Genomic DNA, 18,094 nt, shown 5'->3' with positions numbered 1-18,094 from the left:
CACCGGCGGATTAATCCAACTTCAGCAGATTTCGTCGGTAACGCCTTCGCGCTCATAGGCACGGCGCACGGCGGGGAGCGCCGTCATCCGGTCGAGAAGCTTGGCGACATGCGGACGGCTACGAGGCGGCTTGGCCATCGGGCGAGCCCAGCGCGCCAGCATCACGAGGTAGAAATCGACCGCGCTGAAGGTGCGACCGAGAATATACGGACCGTTTGCCCCGAGATGATCCTCGATCACATCGAGGAAATTGCTCGCGCGCGCCTCGGCGCCGCGCCGGATAACGTCTATGGCAGCGGCATCGTCACCGCCGACACGTTCCGGATACTGCCAGACCATCAGCTCTTCCTGCAGGGAGTTGGTCAGGAAAATGAGCCACTGATAGAATTTGGCGCGATCAGGCGCTCCGAATTTAGGAGCAAGACCGGCCTGCGGATGCGTGTCGATAAGATGAAGAACGATGGCAGCGGCTTCGTTGACTATAAGATCGCCATCTTCCAGAGCGGGAATGCGACCATTCGGGTTTATCTCCAGATATTCCGGCGATTTCTGCGCATTTTTTGCTCGATCGACGAACATCAATTCATAGGATTCCCCAATCTCTTCGAGAATCATATGCGGTGCCGCGTTTGCATTTTCGGGGTAATAGTACAGTTTATACATGATCTACCTTCCTCTTCGTTTTCGACTTGAGAAAGAATAGATCTTTGCTACCTTGGCCACAATTTCGTTCAGCCAGCATATCTGGCCAAAGGACCGGCAGATTTGGCCGTGTTCGACCTGAGAAGGGATCTTGAACGGTGAACGCGCAGCATCAGCCAAGGCGCATCGTGATCGTCGTGCCGCCCAATGCCCAATCGCTTGATGTTTCCGGGCCGTTCGATGCCTTTCTGGAGGCCAATCGGCAGTCGCCGGGCGAGGCGGCGCTCTACGATGTGCGACTGCTGTCGACGACGCCGGAGCGGGTCGTCAAGGCGGGCGGGATGTCGCTTGTCACCGACGGGTCCATCTTCGATCCGGATTTTTCCGCCGACACACTTCTGGTCGCGGGCACTCCTGATTACGCACAGGCCTATTCCAGCGACCAACTGCATGCATGGCTTCGCCAGCGCGTGCCGCAGACGCGCCGCCATGGATCCGTGTGCACCGGCGCGTTTTTTCTTGCCGCCGCGGGGTTGCTCGATGACCTGAATGCCACGACCCACTGGCAGCATGCCACGGAATTGGCCGAGAGATTTCCCGCAATCAAGGTCGTCCCCGACCAGATATTCGTAGAGGACGGTGCTCTCTATACGTCCGCCGGGGTCACGGCGGGCATCGACCTGGCATTGAAGCTCATCGAGGATGACCATGGACGCGAGCTGGCGCTGATGGTGGCGCGCCGGCTGGTCGTCTTTCTGAAACGGCCTGGCGGACAGTCACAATTCAGCGCCCATCTGGCAGCGCAGGTCGCGACCGAGGGCAGAATACAGGCTGTACAGCATTGGGCGCTCGACCATCTCTCGCTTGATCTCAGCCTGACGGTCCTTGCCGAGCGGGCAGCGATGAGCGTCCGCAATTTCACGCGGGTCTTTCAAGGCGAAACCGGAACCACGCCCGCGGATTTTGTCGAGCTCGCACGCGTCGATGCGGCTCGTCGGCTGCTCGAAGACACGGATACACCTTTGCAGCGGGTTGCCTCCCGCTGCGGTTTCTCAAGTCCCGAAACAATGCGGCGCGCGTTCAGAAAACGCCTCGGCACCGGCCCGCATGAATATCGCGAGCGGTTCCGAAGGTGATGCTGCGCGGCGCGGCTTAACTATTGTTTCCCTTCAACGCAGCGATGATTGCGTCGGTAACCTCAGCCGTGTTCGCGCTGCCGCCCAAATCCGGGCTCAGATGCTCACGGCGGCTTGTGACGACCTCAATTGCGTTCATGAGTGTGCGTGCTGCAGCTGGTTCACCGAGATGCTCGAGCATCAGGCTTGCCGTCCAGAACGAGCCAAGCGGATTGGCAATTCCCTTCCCCATGATGTCGAAGGCAGAGCCGTGAATGGGCTCGAACATCGACGGCCGGTGCCGCGAAGGATCGATATTGGCTGTCGAGCCGATACCAAGCGAACCGCCGAGCGCCGCTGCGAGATCCGACAGGATGTCGGCATGGAGGTTCGTTGCAAGCACGGTATCGATGCTTCCGGGCTTGTTGACCATGCGCTGCGTCATCGCATCGACCAGCATCCAGTCGACCGTGAGATCCGGATAGTCGCGGATCACTTCGCGCACCACCTCATCCCACAGCACCATGCCGTGGCGCTGCGCGTTCGATTTGGTCACCACGGTAAGCAGCTTGCGCGGGCGCCCCGATGCCAGATCGCAGGCGAAGCGCGCGATGCGCTCAATCCCCGTTCTGGTGAAGACGGCAACGTCCATGCCGACTTCGATCGGAAGACCACGATGCGCCCGCCCTCCGACGCCGGCATACTCGCCCTCGCTGTTTTCACGGACAATGACCCAGTCGATCTGCTGGCCGAGTTCCGGCCGCAGTGGACCGACAAGGCCCGGCAGCAGGCGCGTCGGGCGAACGTTGGCAAACTGATCGAAGCCCTGGCAGATCGCCAGGCGCAGACCCCAAAGGGTAATGTCATCAGGCAGGTTCGGATCGCCCACCGCGCCGAAATAGATCGCGTCGGCACCGGCGATCTGGGCAAGCCCGTCTTCCGGCATCATCCGGCCATTGCGCCGATAGTAATCCGAACCCCAGTCGAAACGCTTGAACGCAAAGGACAAGTCGGACTGCACCGTCGCCAGCGCCTCCAGGACGCGAACGCCGGCTTCCACGACCTCCGTTCCGATCCCGTCGCCGCCGATGACGGCAATATTATGTGCGGACATGTTCGATTTCCTCCTGAAAGCGTGAGCGCCCTGTCTCTATAGCCCGATCTCAGCCGATCTTTGCAACAAGGCCCATAAGCCGCTCGATGGATGGCTGCCGCTCGAGTTCATGAACGAGCGTGATCACCTCTTCCGCGGCATCGCGCTTCAACCCGGCATGGCCGGCATTCTCGCGAAACTTCTCGGCGACTTCGTCGTAGCTCATCGGGTTTGCCGGGCTTCCCTTGCCGAAATCGGCTTCGCCATGGATGACGCGGCCATCGTTCAAAGTGATGTCGATGATCGTGGTCATCTTGTGGTAGCCGGCCTTTTCAGCCTTCTCGTCGACGACGAAATCGACCTTTTCGATCATCGCCTTGACGTCGGGGCGCTGTGTGGTGGCGTCGGTGAATTCACCGAGGCCGGCGCGACCGTCCAGCAGCAGGATCGCCATGCAGAATTCCATCGAGAATTTCGCCTGCAGTTCATCCTGCGGGCGATGATGGATCAGCGCGTTCGGCATATTGGAATTCGTTCCGACGCGAACATGCTTCACGTCAGCGGCCTTGATTCCATATTCGCGAATGAGGCGCGCCATCTCGGTCATGCCGGGATGCGTCAGCGAGCCCGACGGATGCGGCTTGATCGAAATGCCGGGGTTCGAGAAGGTCCAGGGACTCCCGAGGCGATGGTAGATGGCGTCGATATCGTAGCCGCCGCCGGCGGCATTGAAGAAGCCGCGCGGCGCCTCGAGGATCTTGTCCGTCGCCGTCCAGCCATGCGAGGCGAACTGCGCTGCGGCAACGCCGCTTTCGGAGGAGCGGCCGGCATGGAACGGCTTCGTCATCGTGCCGAAATTCTCGCGAAGGCCAGCGGACTGGCTGCCGGCGATGGACAGGGCGCGCGCAGTTGCTTCGGCGTCGAGCTTCATCAGCGCGGAGGCGGCAGCCGCTGCGGCGAAGGTTCCGCAGGTTGCCGTCGCATGGAAACCGGTCTGGTAGTGGCGCGGAGCGATCGCTTCGGCAATCTTGCACTCGACCTCGACGCCAAGATGGTAGGCGAGCATGACGTCGGCCCCTGAAGCCTTGGCCACTTCGCCCATTGCGAGCGCGGCCGGCAACGCCGGGGCAGTCGGGTGGGTCAAGAGACCATAGACGCGGTCCGCTGCCACGGCGAGCTGGGTGTCGTCGTAGTCGTCGGCGTGAATTCCGACGCCGTTGGCAAAGGCGGCGAAGCGCGGTGCGACCTTGCGGTTCATCCCGATCACGGTCGCGACACCGCTCTGAAGGCCCAGTTCATCAAGATGGCGAAGGACGATCGCGCCGCTATGGGCCACCGCACCTGAAAGCGCGAGCCCGATACCATCGAGGATGTGCTTCTTCCCAAGCTCAACGACATCCTCTGGCAGATCCTTGACCTTGGCATCGGCAACGAAGGCAGCAACGTATTTCGTAAGGCCCTTATCCACCGTCTTGTCCATGAGCTTATTCCTCCATCATTTGCGCGGCCGCCGGTTCATCGGCTCTCGACAGGAATAAATAAAGAAGGAGCAACGGTTAACTGTCAACAATTTTTTGTCGACAAAAGACAATGCTCGTTCGTCCCGCCATGTCGATTTCGATTTTGGGGCTGATGGAGCTGTAAGCGATGGGCGCCGCGCCGGCACCGGCTTACCAGAATCACTGCGCCGGAGCCATGAAAAGCTCCGGCGTGCGTCGTGCGTGCGATACCTGCCCGATGTTGAGGATCAGCTCGCCATATAGAGCGAAATGATCGTCGCGATCTGATCCTGGCTCAAGGACTTCATCTGCGTATCCATCAGGGTGTCCAGCTGGTCCCGCGACAGATGCGTAATATCGCCAGTGGACAGGCCCGTCAGACCGGCCGAACTGAAGGATGCGATATCCTGAGTGGAGAAGCCCGCCAGCTGATCCGTGGTCAGTGCCGCCACCTGCGTTGACGATAGGCCGCCGACCTGGCCTGACGTCAGAGCCTGGGCCTGCGCCGTCGTCAGCGATGCGATGGCGGCCGTGCTCAGACCCGAGATGGCACCCGTGCCCATGGCAGCGATATCTGACGTAGTGAACTGCGCAAGGTCGTCCGTGCTGAGAGCCAAAAGCTGCACGGTGGTCAGGGCGCCGATCTGCGTCGTTGACAGTGCTGCGATCTGACCCGTGCTCATATGGATAACCTGACCGAAGCTCAATCCGCTGATCTGGCCCGTCGACAGAGCCGCAATCTCGTCGTCAGAAAGGGACTCGATAACCGCATCGGACAGCCCCCTTATGGATGACGGGTTGATCGACTGGAGTTCCTTGGTCGAGAACCCCTTGACGTCATCCGTCGACAGACCCGCCAGCCCCGCCGCGCTTAGGGCGGCGATCTGACTGGTGGAAAGCGCATTGATCTGATCTGCGCTCAACGCTGCGACCTGATCGCTGCTCAGGCCGGCAATGACCGACGTGCCCAAGCCAGCGATCTGGGAGGCGGAAAGTGACGTGATGAATTCCGTAGGCAGCCCCGTTATGGCATTGGAGTTGAGCGCTGCAAGTCTTGTGCTGGAGAAGCTGTTCAAATCCTGCGCCGACAGTCCCTCCACGCCAAGCGAAGTCAGCGCGTTAAGCTGCTTGGTGGAAAACGATCCGATCTGATCGACACTCAAGGCTGCGACCTGATCGCTGCCCAGGCCGCCGATACCATTTGTGCTCAAGGCAGCGATCTGACTGTTCGACAGAGCTTCGATATCCGCCGTATTCAGTGCCGCGACCTGGGCGCCACCGAGAGCGGCGATCTGGGCTGTCGTCAGGGCGCCCACCTGATCCGTACTCAAAGCGGCGATCTGCACACTCGTCAGGCCGGAAATGCCCGCCGTGCCAAGACCGGCGATCTGGTCAGGCGAAAGTGCGGCAAGCGTGTCCGTGGACAGGCCCGATATCGCTTTGGAACTGATCGCGGCGATATCGGCACCGGAGAAGGCCGCGAGATCGTCGGTTCCCAGCGCCGCGATCTGACCAGAGTTGAGCGCGGCGACCTGGGCTGTCGTCAGGGCTTCGACCTGATCGGTGCTCAAGACGGCGATCTGATTGGTTGTGAGGCCGGAAATGCCCGATGTGCCGAGGGCGGCGATCTGCGCTTGCGAAAGAGCAACAATCGTGTCCGTGGACAGGCCCGATATCGCATTGGAATTGATGGCTGCGATATCGCTCGGCGAGAAAACCCCCAGATCATCGGTTCCCAGAGCAGCGATCTGCGTGGAATTCAACGCGCCGACCTGGGCGTTCGTCAGGGCTTCGACCTGTTCGGTGGTCAGCGCGCCAACCTGGTCCGCCGTCAGGCCTGCTATGCCATTCGTGCCCATGGCGGCGATCTGGTTGGCGGAAAGAGCCGCTATTTCGTCTGTTCCAAGTGCTGCAACCTGCTTGGAGCCGAATGCACCGACCTGAGCGTTCGTCAAATCTCCGATCTGCGCGGTGCCCAATGCGGCGACCTGATCGGTGGAAAGGCCGGCGATGGCGGCTGTTGACAAGGCGCCGATCTCATCATCGGTCAAGGACGCTATGCTATCGGTGGACAGGCCCGATATCGCGCTTGAGTTGATCGCCGCGATATCCTGCAACGAGAAGGCCGCGATGTCGTCCGAGCCCAAGGCAGAAATCTGCGTCGAGGTGAGAGCGGCGACCTGCGCCGTCGTCAGCGCTGCGATCTGGTCGGAGTTCAACTCCGCCATCTGGTCGGTGGAAAGCCCGGCAATGGCACCCGTGCTGAAGGCGGCAATCTGATCGGTGGAAAGCGCTGCGATGTCGGCCGCTCCCAAGCCCGAAACCTGTTTGGAGGTCAGCGTGTGAATCTGGGCCGTCGACAAAGCTTCGATCTGAGCCGGCTTCAAGGCGGCAAGCTGCGTGCTCGACAGGCCGGCAATGCCAGCTGCACTGAGTGCGGCGATCTGATCCGTCGTGAAGGCGGCCAGCGCATCCGTCGACAAGCCTGCTACGGCGCTTGAGCTGAGCGCGGCAATATCCTTTGTCGAAAGGGCCGCGACGCCCTCCGGGCTGAGGGATGCAAGCTGCTTGGACGTCAACGCGGCAAGCTGGGCTGGCGTCAAGGCTCCGGTCTGTTGCGTGCTCATGGCAGCAACCTGCGCAGCCGTCAGGCCCGACGCCGCGTTCACGCTCAAGGCGGCAATCTGCGCCGTCGACAGGGCCGCGACGTCGTTCGTGCTCAGGGCGCCGATCTGCGCCGAATTCATCGCCGCGACCTGCTTGGTAGACAAGGCGCTGATCTGATTGCTGCTCAATACCGCCGCCTGCTTGGCGGAAAGGCCCGGGATGGCGGCTGCGCTAAGGGCCCCGATCTGAGCCGACGAGAGGCCCGCTATGATATCCGTGGAGAGCCCGGATATGGCGTTCGAACCAATCGCCGCGAGGTCCTGCGTCGAGAACATTGCCACATCGTCCGCGCCCAAAGCAGCAAGCTGCGTGGAGCTCAGGGCACCCACCTCGGCAGGCGTGAGCGCCTGGATCTGGCTGGCGCTGAAGGCCGCAATCTGGTTGGTCGAAAGACCCGCAATGGCCGATGTGCTGAAGGCGGCAATCTGGTTCGTCGACAGGACAGCGACCGCGTCCGTCGACAGACCCGAAACGGCATTCGGATTAAGCGCTGCAATATCGGCCGTTGAGAGCGCGGCAACGTCGTCTGTGCTAAGGGCCGAAAGCTGTTTGGAACCGAGCGCGCCGAGCTGCGCTGCAGTCAGGGCCCCGACTTGGTCAGTGCTCAGGGCCGCGATCTGGGTGGTTGTCAGGCCAGCTATCCCGGCCGTGCTGAGAGCGGCGATCTGTGCCGTCGTGAGAGCGGCGATCGTATCCGTAGACAGGCCCGCTACGGCGCTCGCGTTGAGTGCCGCAATATCCTTCGTCGAAAGCGCTGCGATGACATCCGTTCCGAGCACCGCAAGCTGCTTCGAGTTAAGTGCGCCGAGCTGGGCTGCCGTCAGGGCGTCCGCCTGCTGAGTGCTTAGAGCACCAACCTGCGCTGTCGTCATGCCGGAAACGGCACCCGCGCTCAGGGCGGCAATCTGCGCCGTCGACAGGGCCGCGACGTCGTCCGTGCTCAAGGCGGCGATCTGTGCCGAACTCAGCGCCGCAACCTGCTTGGTCGACAGCATGTCGATCTGACCGGTGCTCAGAACAGCAGCCTGCTTCGTGGATAAGCCCGAGATGGCGGCCGCGCTAAGGGCGGCGATCTGGTCCGACGAGAGGCCTGCTATGATATCAGTGGAAAGCCCGGATATGGCGTTAGACCCGATCGCCGCGAGATCTTGCGTCGAGAGCAGTGCCACATCGTCCGTATCCAGGGCTGAGAGCTGTGTCGAACTGAGGGCGCCCACCTCGGCAGGCGTGAGCGCCTGGATCTGGCTGCTATCGAGGGCGGCAATCTGTTTGGTCGAGAGGCCCACGATGGCGGACGTGCTGAAGGCGACGATCTGACCGGTCGACAGGACCGCGATCGCGTCCGGGCTCAAGGCAGCCGCCTGTGTCGAACTCAACGCCGCAATCTGCTTGGTGGACAAGGCTGCCACCTCGTCAGTGCTCAATGCATTGATCTGGTCCGTCGTCAGGCCTGCGATCGCAGTGGTGCTGAGGGCCGAAAGCTGGTCCGCAGAAAGTGCTGCAATAACGCCTGTGCTCAGGCCCGATATCGCCTTTGAGTTGATTGCAGCGATATCGGCTGTCGAGAACGTCGCTATGTCGTCCGCGCCCAACGATCCCAGCTGCGCGGAACTCAACGCAGAAACCTGGGACGGGGTCAGCGCTTCAACCTGCGCAGCGGACAAGGCGCCGATTTGATCGGTCGTTAGGGCCGCAATCGCGCTTGCACTCAAAGCTGCAATCTGGTCGGAAGAAAGCGCCGCAATGGCGCCAGTTCCCAGACCCGGCACGCCTTTGGCGCCGATCGCAGCAATATCGGCAGTCGAGAACATCGCCAAATCGACCGCACTCAAGGCGCCGATCTGATTGGAAGAAAGTGCTGCGATCTGCTTTGTCGATAGCGCTGCGGCCTGGTCGGTGCGCAGAGCGGCGATCTGATCGGATGACAGGCCTGCAATTGCGCTCGTGCCCAAAGCGGCGATCTGGTCAGGCGAGAGAGCCGCAATGTCATCGAGCCCCAAGGCTGCTGCCTGCGCAGAACTCAGCGCCGCGAGCTCGCCGGTAGACAATGAGGCAACCTGGTCGGTCCGCAGGGCGGCGATCTGGCTGGGTGTCAGGCCCGTGATTGCGCTGGTGCTCAAGGCGGCGATCTGGGCAGCAGAAAGGGCCGCGATGGCCGCTGAACTGAGGCCCGCAGCTGCCTTGGTGGTGATCGCCGCCATATCGTCAGTCGAGAACGTCGCTATGTCGTCGGCTCCCAGTGCCGCAAGCTGGGTGGAACTGAGCGACTTCACCTGCGCGGCGGATAGCGCCCCCACCTGCGCGGTGGACATGGCATCGATCTGATCGGTCCTCAGAGCAATGATCGCCCCGGTCGCCAAAGCCGTAATCTGTGCGACCGAAAGAGCCGCGATGGCCGCCGAGCTAAGGCCCGCCACTCCGTTGGAGCTGAGTGCAGCCATTGCCGTCGTCGAGAGGGCATGAATATCGTCCATATTCAGGGCGGCTACCTGCGCCGAGCTGAGTACCGCAACCTGCTTGGTGGACAGGGCCGCGACCTGGCTCGTTTTCAGAGCGGCGATCTGATCGGACGTCAGGCCGCTGATGCCGGCCGCGCTGAGGGCAGCGATCTGGTCTGTCGAAAGACCGGCAATGTCAGCGGTGGTCAGAACGGCGACCTGTGCCGCGCTAAGCGCGCCAAGCTGCGCGCTGGACAACGCGTTGATCTGATTAAAGCTCAGGGCTACGACCTGAGTGGTCGACAGGCCGCCGATCGTGGAATTGCTCAGGGCGGCGAGCTGAGCCGCGGAAAGGGCTGCGATCGCATCCGTGCTCAGGCCCGATACGGCCTTCGCAGCGATTGCCGCTATATCGGAAGTCGAGAAGGTCGCAAGGTCGGTCGGACTAAGGGCGGCGAGCTGCGACGAGTTCAGCGCGGCAACCTGCGTGGACGTCAGCGCCGCTACCTGGGCCGGGGACAACCCGGCCAGCTGATCGGACCGCAGGCCCGTGATCGCGCTTGTGTTCAGGGCGGCAATCTGCGCTGCGGAGAACGCGGCAATTTCGTCCACCGTCATGAACGCGATCTGATTTGGCTTAAGCGCACCGACCTGGGCTGTCGTGAGGGAGGCGACCTGTGCGGCGGAAAACGAGGCGACCTGTGCCGTCGTCAAGGCAGCAACTCCCGCCGTGCTCAAAGCCGCGACCTGCGCGCCCGAGAGTGCGCCGAGTTGGTCTGTCGTTAGCCGCCCGACCGTGCTCGCATTCAGCGCGGCGACCTGCGCCGTCGACAACGCTGCAATATCGCTCGTGGACAATCCGGCTGCTGCCGCAAAACCGATCATTGCCATGTCGGCGGTCGAGAAAGTGGCGATGTCTTCCGTCCCCAGCGCCGCAAGCTGCGTGGAGCTCAACGCCTTTACCTGGGTGCTCGTCAACGCCTCCACCTGGGCGGTGGACATGGCGCCGAGCTGGTCAGTCGTCAGGCTCGCGATCGCTCCGGTGCTCAAGGCGGCAACCTGCGCCGTCGACAGCGCGGAAATATCATCTGCTCCCATGACCGCAAGCTGCGGTGCCTTGAGGGCGACAACCTGGGACGTGGTCAGGGCTCCAATCTGTTTGGTGGACAGGGCCGTGACCTGGTCGGTCGTCAGGCCCACAATCGCCGTCGCGCTCATAGCCGCAACCTGCGCAGTTGTCAGGGCCGCAATGATGTCAGTGCTCAGGCCCGTTATGGCCCTGACATTGATGGCTGCCATATCGGCCGTCGAGAAAGTCGCGATATCGTCGGCTCCAAACGCCGCAATCTGAGTGGAGCTCAGAGCCTTCACCTGGCTGCTCGTCAATGCGCCAACCTGCGCGGTGGACATGGCACCCAGCTGGTCGGGCGTCAGGCTTGCAACCGCTGCCGTGCTTAGGGCAGCAACCTGCGCTGTCGTCAGGGCGGAAATATCATCCGCTCCCATGACCGCAATCTGCGTCACCTTGAGAGCGCCGATCTGAGCCGTCGTCAGGGCTAAAACCTGTTGAGTGGACATGGCCGCAAGCTGGCCAGACGTCATACCGGCAAGGGTACTCGTGTTCAGGGCAGCGATCTGCGCAGTAGACAGCGCCGCGATAGCGTCAGTGCCCAGACCCAATACGGCCCTGGCGGTGATCGCTGCCATATCGGCGGTCGAGAAAGTGGCGATGTCTTCCACGCCCAGTGCCGCAATCTGCGTGGAGCTCAGCGACTTCACCTGCAAGGACGACAAGGCCTGGACCTGATCGGTGGACATGGCATCGAGCTGGCGGGACGTCAGACCCGCGACCGTTGCCGTATTCAGGGCAGCAACCTGTGCAGTCGACAGCGCGGCAATATCATCCGTACTCACACCCGCAAGCTGCGCCGCCTTGAGTGTGCCGATCTGAGCCGTTGTCAGGGCTGCGAATTGGTCGGTGGAGAGACTGGCAATCTGATTGGTCGTCAGGCCGAAGAATGCGCTTGTGCTGAGAGCCGCCATTTGCTGTGGCGTAAGCACCGCGATGGCGCTCGTCGACAGGCCCGGTATGGCTCTGTAGCTGATCGCCGCCATATCGGCGGCCGAGAAGCCGGCGAGATCGTCCGTGCTCAGAGCAGCGAGTTGCGAGCAGCTGAGGGCAGCCACCTGAGCGGGCGTCAAGGCTTCCGCCTGGTTTGCTGAAAGCGAGCCCACCTGCGCGGTCGTAAGCCCGGTAATCTGGCTCGTATTCAAGCTCCCGATTGCGAATTTGCTCAGGACGGCCAGTTGATTGAAGGTGAGACCGTCGATCGCGTTTCGGGAGATCGCGCCCAGCTGCTGAGAATTGAGGACCGCGACATCGTCCGTGCTCAACGCAGCGACCTGGTCGGACGTCAACGCGTTGATCTGATTCGTGAACAACGAGGCCACATCATCCGTCGTCCACTTGGCAATATCGGCCGTCGAAAGAAGCCTGATCTGACTAGGAGTCTGGGAAGAAACGATCGTGGTCATGCATCAAAACCCTTACGTTCATCAAAACAGCAGCGGCCGGCGCGGCTGTCCAATCGGGCTTTGAAGAAGCCATCAACTATCCAGACCCGCCGTCTAATAAGGCAGGCGTACCCATACTGGCTTGCCCGAAGCTGGAGGTTGACAAGGTTCCAGGCGCTCCTCTCACGCTTGTAGAAATCGGAAGTTCTCGCCACCTTGTTTGGGCGACTTTCCTGTAGGATTAGGGACGCGTTATCGCTTGGGTTTTGTTCAGATTTTGAGCCGTATCTAAGATCGTCGACGCACTGGATTGAACCCAGCGGCTTGATCAACAGGTTTTAAGATACGCAGCTCGATGCCTCGCGCCGCATCCTCATTTTCCCGACTCGGGAATCGCGTCAGGTTTCCCAGCGTTCATCGAGAACCCTGGATGAGAACGGCGGTCTCAGCCACAACAACTACCTGCGATGAAAGACCGGCTGGCGCTTTTCCCTAAAGGCAAGCCTCCCCTCCGCAGCATCAGCCGTTGCAAAGCAGATCGTCTGCAGATCGCGTTCGTATTCGATCGCCTTTTCGATTGGCATGGAGACCGCTGCCTTGAGATTGAGCTTGGCCGTTTCGGCGGCGATCGGCGCACGAGATGCAATGACGGCGGCAAGCGCGCGGGCGCGGGGCAGCAGTTCGGCCAGAGGCACAACCTCGCTGACGAGATTCCATTGCAGCGCCCTTTCCGCAGAGATCGGATCACCGGTCATCAGCATCAAGGCGGCATTGGAGGCGCCGATCGAGTGGGAGAGATGCGCAGCCATGCCGCCGCCGCCGATCCAGCCGAGTTTTATCTCTGGCGCGGCGAACTGCGCGTTTTCGGACGCGATGCGGATATCGCAGGACATCGCCGTCTCAAGACCGCCGCCGAAGGCATATCCGTTGACCGCGCAGATCGTCGGTTTCAGCAGGGCGCGGAAGGCGTCGCAATAGTCGGGACGATTGCGGAATTGCCAAGGCGTCTCATAGGTATCGAGCTCGCGGATATCGGAGCCGGCGCAAAAGGCGCGCTCGCCGGCGCCCGTCAGAATCACGCAGCGGATCGTATCGCTGTCATTGCAGGTCTTGACCGCCTCGACGATCGCATCGGCCATCTCAGGCGTCACGGCATTCAGCTTTTGCGGGCGATTGAGGGTGATCGTGGCGATCGCGCCATCAATGGTAAATTGGATGTCCTCGGTCATGACAAATCCTATCTTTCGCTGCCGGCGATGCGGTGCTCTGCATAAAGTTTCTGAAGGGCTTCAATGACGCCTTCCGCATCGGCCTTTTCGTCGAAAGACCGGCGCAGCAATGCCGAAGCCTTGGTCTGGAAAGCGATGTAGCCATTGTGGCGAGGCCGGACATAGGCGGCCTCCAGCGTCTCGGCCGTGTTCCCGTAGAAACCGCCCCAGCGCGCATTGACCCCGGCATCATGCCAGGCGGCGCGCCGGGACGGCTGGCCCTCATGGCCAGGGATGAACCTGATCTGGGCTTCTGCATCCATCAGCCCAAGCAAATGCTCCTTCAGCGCAGGTGTGACGGAGCAGCGACGGGAAATGCCGATGCCGGTACCGCCCAGCGTGGAGCCCGGCCGCCCGTCAACGGTCCGTCGCGGCGCATTGTAAAAAGCGATGGGCTGCCCCCGTTCCGGGGCTGCGTAGTTGACGTAGCCGTAAATCAGCGGGCACAGGATGACATCGTCATGGGTGGCCATGTGGCCGAGAATGCCGATGGGATTCTTCTCACGCACAGACGAGAGGCTGCGGCCCGCAAGATCGACCATGAGATCATAGACGGCGCGGCCGGTTGCGGCAGAGACCAGGATATCCGGATCAGCCTCTGCCGGCGGCTCGCCAAAGGCTGAGGCAATCGACAGAAAGGAAAGGATAGCGTGGGGGCCGGCAAGCGATAGCGCTACCTTGCCTGTAGATGCAGAAAGGCTCGCGACCTCCTCCCAGGTAACCGGAACGGTGCCTTCCAACAGGTCGCTGCGGCAGGCCATCACCTGTGTCGCGGCATCGAGCGGCAGTGCCCAATGCGCGCCGGCAAAGCGGTAGCTCGCGAGCGAGGGGCCGATACTGTTCTTCTCCAACTGCGTAATGACGTCGGCACCGAACACGTCTTCCAGGGGCAGCAGACAATCACCCGCAACGGCCTCGCCGACATGCGGATGGTCGAGAACAACCAGATCGTAGCGGCTGCAGAGATCGGCGATCGGATGGGATTCGAAGCCCTCCAAAGGCTGCTTCTCCCATGTGATCGACAACCCGCTTTCCGCTAGCGCCGGAAGACGGGAGGCCGCCGCGAGTGCATTATAGCCCCGCGGATGGTCCCAGGTCAGGGCCTTGAGGCGCTGCATATCACAGCTCTCCCGAGGCAATCGCGCCGGCGCGCTCCAGTGCCTCGATCTTTTCCGCATCATAGCCGGCTTCCGCCAGAATTTCGCGGGTATGCTGGCCGGTGATCGGGGCGCCGCGTTCAACGGTCGATGGCGTCTTCGAGAAGCGGATGGGGAAGCCCGGCGTCTTCACCAGCCCTTCCGTCGGATGCTGATACTCGACGAAAGTGCCGTTGTGCTTGATCTGCTCGTCCTCCACGAGATCGGCATAGCCATAGACCGGGCCGCACCAGATATCGGCGGCGCGCATCAGCTCCAGCCATTCGGCCGAGGTCTTCGTCTTCAGCCGTTCGCGGGTCTTCGCAAAGATTTCGTCCCGCCGACCCCAGGTGTCGATCTCGTCGACCATGGTGAGGAAACTGTCCTCGCCGATCACCTCCCCAAGCGTCTTCAGCTTCGGGAAGGCGACGATGATGAAGCCGTCGCTGGTGGAAAAGGCACCGTATGGCGAGCGGATATAGACATGCGCATGCGGCTCGGCCGAGCGCTTCTGCGGCTTGTGGCCAACGGTAAAGACCGAAAGCTCCTGCATCTGGATCGTGGTGATCGCATCCAGCATATTGACCTGCACGAGCTGACCCTCGTCGGTGCGCTCGCGGTGGAAAAGCGCCGCCAGAGCGCCCTCGAAGGCGGTATACGCGGTGATTGCATCAACGAGATATTGCCCGGCCGCCGTGGGCGCTTCCCCCTCACGGCCGGCCGAGAGCATGGCGCCGGACATGCCCTGCAGCACGAGATCCTGTCCCGGCCGGTTCACATAGGGCCCGTCCTCGCCGTAGCCGGACATGGAAACATAGACCAGCCTTGGATTGATCGCCGACAACGACTCGTAGTCGACGCCGAGACGCTTGGCGACGCCAGGGCGGTAGTTCTGCAGGAAGACGTCGGCGGTCTTGACGAGATCGAGCAGCACCTGCTTGCCATCAGGCGACTTCAGGTCGATGGCGAGCGACCGCTTGTTGCGGTTGAGCGAGAGGAAGGAGACATTGACCTTATTGCCTTCCGCACCGCCGGCCGCGACATGCCTCTGCCACTCACCGGTCACAGGCTCGACCTTCACCACATCAGCGCCGAGATCGCCCAGTCTCTGCGCGGCGAAGGGGCCCGCCATCGCGATCGAACAATCCAGCACGCGTATGCCCGACAGAATGGCCATGACAATCACTCCTCCACAAGAGTTCCCATTTTTATTGTCGCCAACTTACGCTTTTCAATGAGAATGTACAGAGTGAGCGCTAACATTTTAATGCAAATCTTGATGACTCGCTGCGGCGTAAATCACGCTCTGCGCTTGTCGAAGAGAGAAGTTTTGAAGGAGGCTCAGCCGCTCTCGCGGATCATCAGCTTGAAGCCGACGTCGACGGATTTTTGTTCGGAAACAACGCCCTGCATACCCTCAAGTAACAGCCTGCCGGCCTGCCGTCCGATTTCGTCGGAGGGAACGAAGACCGTCGTCAGGGATGGATTGAGCTGCTTGGACAACTCAAAATCGCCAAAGCCTGTCATGGCGAGCGCATGCGGCACCGCAATTCCAAGCCGCGCGCTTTCAAGCAACGCGCCGGAAGCAAGCACGTCGCTTGAAAACATGATGGCATCGGCATCGGGGTAGTGTTCACGCGTCTGCCGCAAAAGAACGGCGCCGGACGCCATTTCCAGCGGAAGCTCTGTCGAGACGTGCAACCGTATCTCCTCGTCCGGATATCGTTCTGTCATGGCAGCCACGAACCCGTCTCGGCGTTCGGTCGCACGGCTGTCGCCTTTTCGCAGGACACCGCTGAAAACGATTTGGCGGCGGCCGCTTCTCGCGAGATGATCGACCATTTCGGCGATGGCCGCCCTGTTGGAGAAACCAACCAGCCGATCCAGCGGTTTCGGCGTCAAATCCCAGCCTTCGACGATCGGGATACGCGCACGTTTCAGCAGCGCAACGCTGTTGCGGCTGTGGTGGGTGCCGATGATAAAAATGCCGTCCGGGCGACGGCCGAGAAGGCTGCGGATAACCTCCTCCTCGCGATCCGCCCGATAGTCGGTGTAGCCAAGAAAGATCTGGTAGCCTGCGCTGTGCAGGACCTCGGAAAAATGCTGGATCGTCTCGGCGAAGATCGATGCCGACAGCGTCGGGATGATCGCGGCAACCATATTGCTGCGCGCGGAGGCGAGATGGCTGGCGGCGAGATTGTGCACGTAATGCGTCTTTTCGATCGCTTCCTGGATCTGCTGGCCGGTGTCGGCGGCTACCGTTTCAGGAAAACGCAGATAGCGCGAAACGGTCTGCATCGATACGCCCGCGGTAGCCGCCACCTCGGCCATGGTAACGCCCGTACCCTTTCGTCTGGTCTTTCGGGCGCGAACCGGTATCTCCGTCACGCGATCTCCTCATAAAGCTATGACTTTCTTTAAGTAGAAGGCAGCGCCCGACAGTGTCAAAGCAAAATCAAAGCCGGCACGCCGTTTCCAATAACGATCAGCGAAGAGCAAAGGGCGCGCAGGCGGAGTAGAGCGAGGCATTGATGGGATGGGCGAGCGAAACGACATTGCGTTCGACGATCGACGGAGTTGCCGCGCCGATCAGCACCGAAGCGACAACGGGGCTTTGCAGCGGAAACCGCATGGCGACTGCGGGCAGATCGACGCCTGCCCCATTGACCAGTGACTGAATTTTGCCGACGCGATCGCGAATATCGGCCGAGGCCTCGACGTAATCGAAATACGCACCGGGCGCCGGGCCTGTCGCAAGGATGCCGGAATTGAAGACACCGCCAGCCACCAAGGACGTTCCGCGCTCTGCGCAGAGCGGCAGCAGCTTTTCTTCCGCCCGCCGATCAAGCAACGTATAGCGCCCGGCAATCAGAATGCAGTCGAGATGCGTGCGCTCGAGGATATCCAAACAGATCGCGACCTCATTGACGCCAATGCCCCAGCCCTTGATCACGCCGCTGTCGCGAAGCTCGTTCATGGCAGCGATGCCTGACCCTGTGAATTCCCGCTAGAGAGCCAGTATGAGAGTCCCCAGGTTCCCGGGGTAAAACCTCTGGATTCCCGTGTTTGAAATACCGCGATTTAAATTCGCACGCCCTATCATAGACTTAGATTGTGGTTTTAAATCGGCTTGAGGCGCCCGCCACGATGACAAGCCGCGTCCAAAACTGACGTAATCGGGGTCTCCTAGTGACAAAACGCGTCCGAGATTTGCCGCCTGGTGTTAAACCATAGTCGTCGCAGGGGCGCGAGGTACGCACTAAATACCGTGCGCTTTCGTTTGCGCCGACGGGAAAACGACCTCAGAATCAGAGGAGTGTTTGGAGTTGCGAGGCCAATCGGTGGAACAGGTAAGTTTCATATTGATGCGGGAAGATATCGATAATATCTGCGCTTGGATCAGTGAGGGAGCCTCGCTGCCGCAAAGCATTGTCTCGAAAGGCCGTACATCTCCGAGTACATCACCAGCGAGCAAGCGGACGAACTTGCCGTTTTGAGAATTGCTTTAGTGACGGCGCTTTCTGAAGCTAGTCGCTGCCGGGCTTAGCGCCCAAATTGTTCGCGGCAATCATCGCTGCCTTCCTGGCATCAGTCATTTACGCCTATGCCTCCGCCGAACCACATTTAATACCAGCGAGCGCTGTTTCCGACTCTCCGAGGGATTCCAATTTTGCGACGAATCTGAATCGATGGTGCAAACTGGAGGTTTGCGATGGGTTCAG

10 protein-coding genes are annotated in these 18,094 nt (G+C 61.1%); 1 reads left to right on the top strand and 9 read right to left on the bottom strand.

Annotated features, from left to right (window positions below; genetic code table 11):
* Positions 1–21: 21 nt before the first annotated feature.
* Positions 22–663, bottom strand: coding sequence for a glutathione S-transferase family protein (locus EV561_RS32060; protein ID WP_132527951.1), 642 nt, complete (start codon positions 661–663; stop codon positions 22–24).
* Positions 664–800: 137 nt separating this feature from the next.
* Between EV561_RS32060 and EV561_RS32055 the strand changes: the two genes are divergently transcribed.
* On the top strand, positions 801–1,778 hold the full coding sequence (locus EV561_RS32055) for a GlxA family transcriptional regulator (protein ID WP_132527950.1): 978 nt from the start codon (positions 801–803) through the stop codon (positions 1,776–1,778).
* A 16-nt stretch (positions 1,779–1,794) separates the two neighbouring features.
* Here EV561_RS32055 and EV561_RS32050 read toward each other — a convergent pair whose 3' ends face one another.
* The 8 genes from EV561_RS32050 to EV561_RS32015 form a co-directional block, all read right to left on the bottom strand.
* Positions 1,795–2,871, bottom strand: a complete 1,077-nt coding sequence (locus tag EV561_RS32050; protein WP_132527949.1) for a tartrate dehydrogenase — start codon at positions 2,869–2,871, stop codon at positions 1,795–1,797.
* A gap of 49 nt (positions 2,872–2,920) precedes the next feature.
* The gene (locus tag EV561_RS32045) at positions 2,921–4,330 is read right to left on the bottom strand and encodes an MmgE/PrpD family protein (protein ID WP_132527948.1); all 1,410 of its coding nucleotides are present in this window, start codon (positions 4,328–4,330) and stop codon (positions 2,921–2,923) included.
* Positions 4,331–4,597: 267 nt separating this feature from the next.
* Positions 4,598–11,989, bottom strand: coding sequence for a hypothetical protein (locus EV561_RS32040; RefSeq protein ID WP_132527947.1), 7,392 nt, complete (start codon positions 11,987–11,989; stop codon positions 4,598–4,600).
* 437 nt (positions 11,990–12,426) lie between these two features.
* Positions 12,427–13,197, bottom strand: a complete 771-nt coding sequence (locus tag EV561_RS32035; RefSeq protein ID WP_132527946.1) for an enoyl-CoA hydratase/isomerase family protein — start codon at positions 13,195–13,197, stop codon at positions 12,427–12,429.
* 8 nt (positions 13,198–13,205) lie between these two features.
* On the bottom strand, positions 13,206–14,354 hold the full coding sequence (locus tag EV561_RS32030) for an extracellular solute-binding protein (RefSeq protein ID WP_132527945.1): 1,149 nt from the start codon (positions 14,352–14,354) through the stop codon (positions 13,206–13,208).
* A gap of 1 nt (position 14,355) precedes the next feature.
* Positions 14,356–15,549 (bottom strand): CoA transferase, encoded by a 1,194-nt coding sequence (locus EV561_RS32025; protein WP_132527944.1) that lies wholly within the window; start codon positions 15,547–15,549, stop codon positions 14,356–14,358.
* Positions 15,550–15,713: 164 nt separating this feature from the next.
* Positions 15,714–16,760 (bottom strand): LacI family DNA-binding transcriptional regulator, encoded by a 1,047-nt coding sequence (locus EV561_RS32020; protein WP_245513128.1) that lies wholly within the window; start codon positions 16,758–16,760, stop codon positions 15,714–15,716.
* A gap of 97 nt (positions 16,761–16,857) precedes the next feature.
* Positions 16,858–17,349, bottom strand: a complete 492-nt coding sequence (locus EV561_RS32015; protein ID WP_132527943.1) for an aldo/keto reductase — start codon at positions 17,347–17,349, stop codon at positions 16,858–16,860.
* Between the last annotated feature and the right edge of the window lie 745 nt (positions 17,350–18,094).

Source organism: Rhizobium sp. BK376 (assembly GCF_004341625.1).
Lineage (GTDB): Bacteria > Pseudomonadota > Alphaproteobacteria > Rhizobiales > Rhizobiaceae > Rhizobium.
The sequence above is the reverse complement of the archived record's forward strand: the minus strand, read 5'-3'. Positions and strand labels throughout refer to the sequence as shown.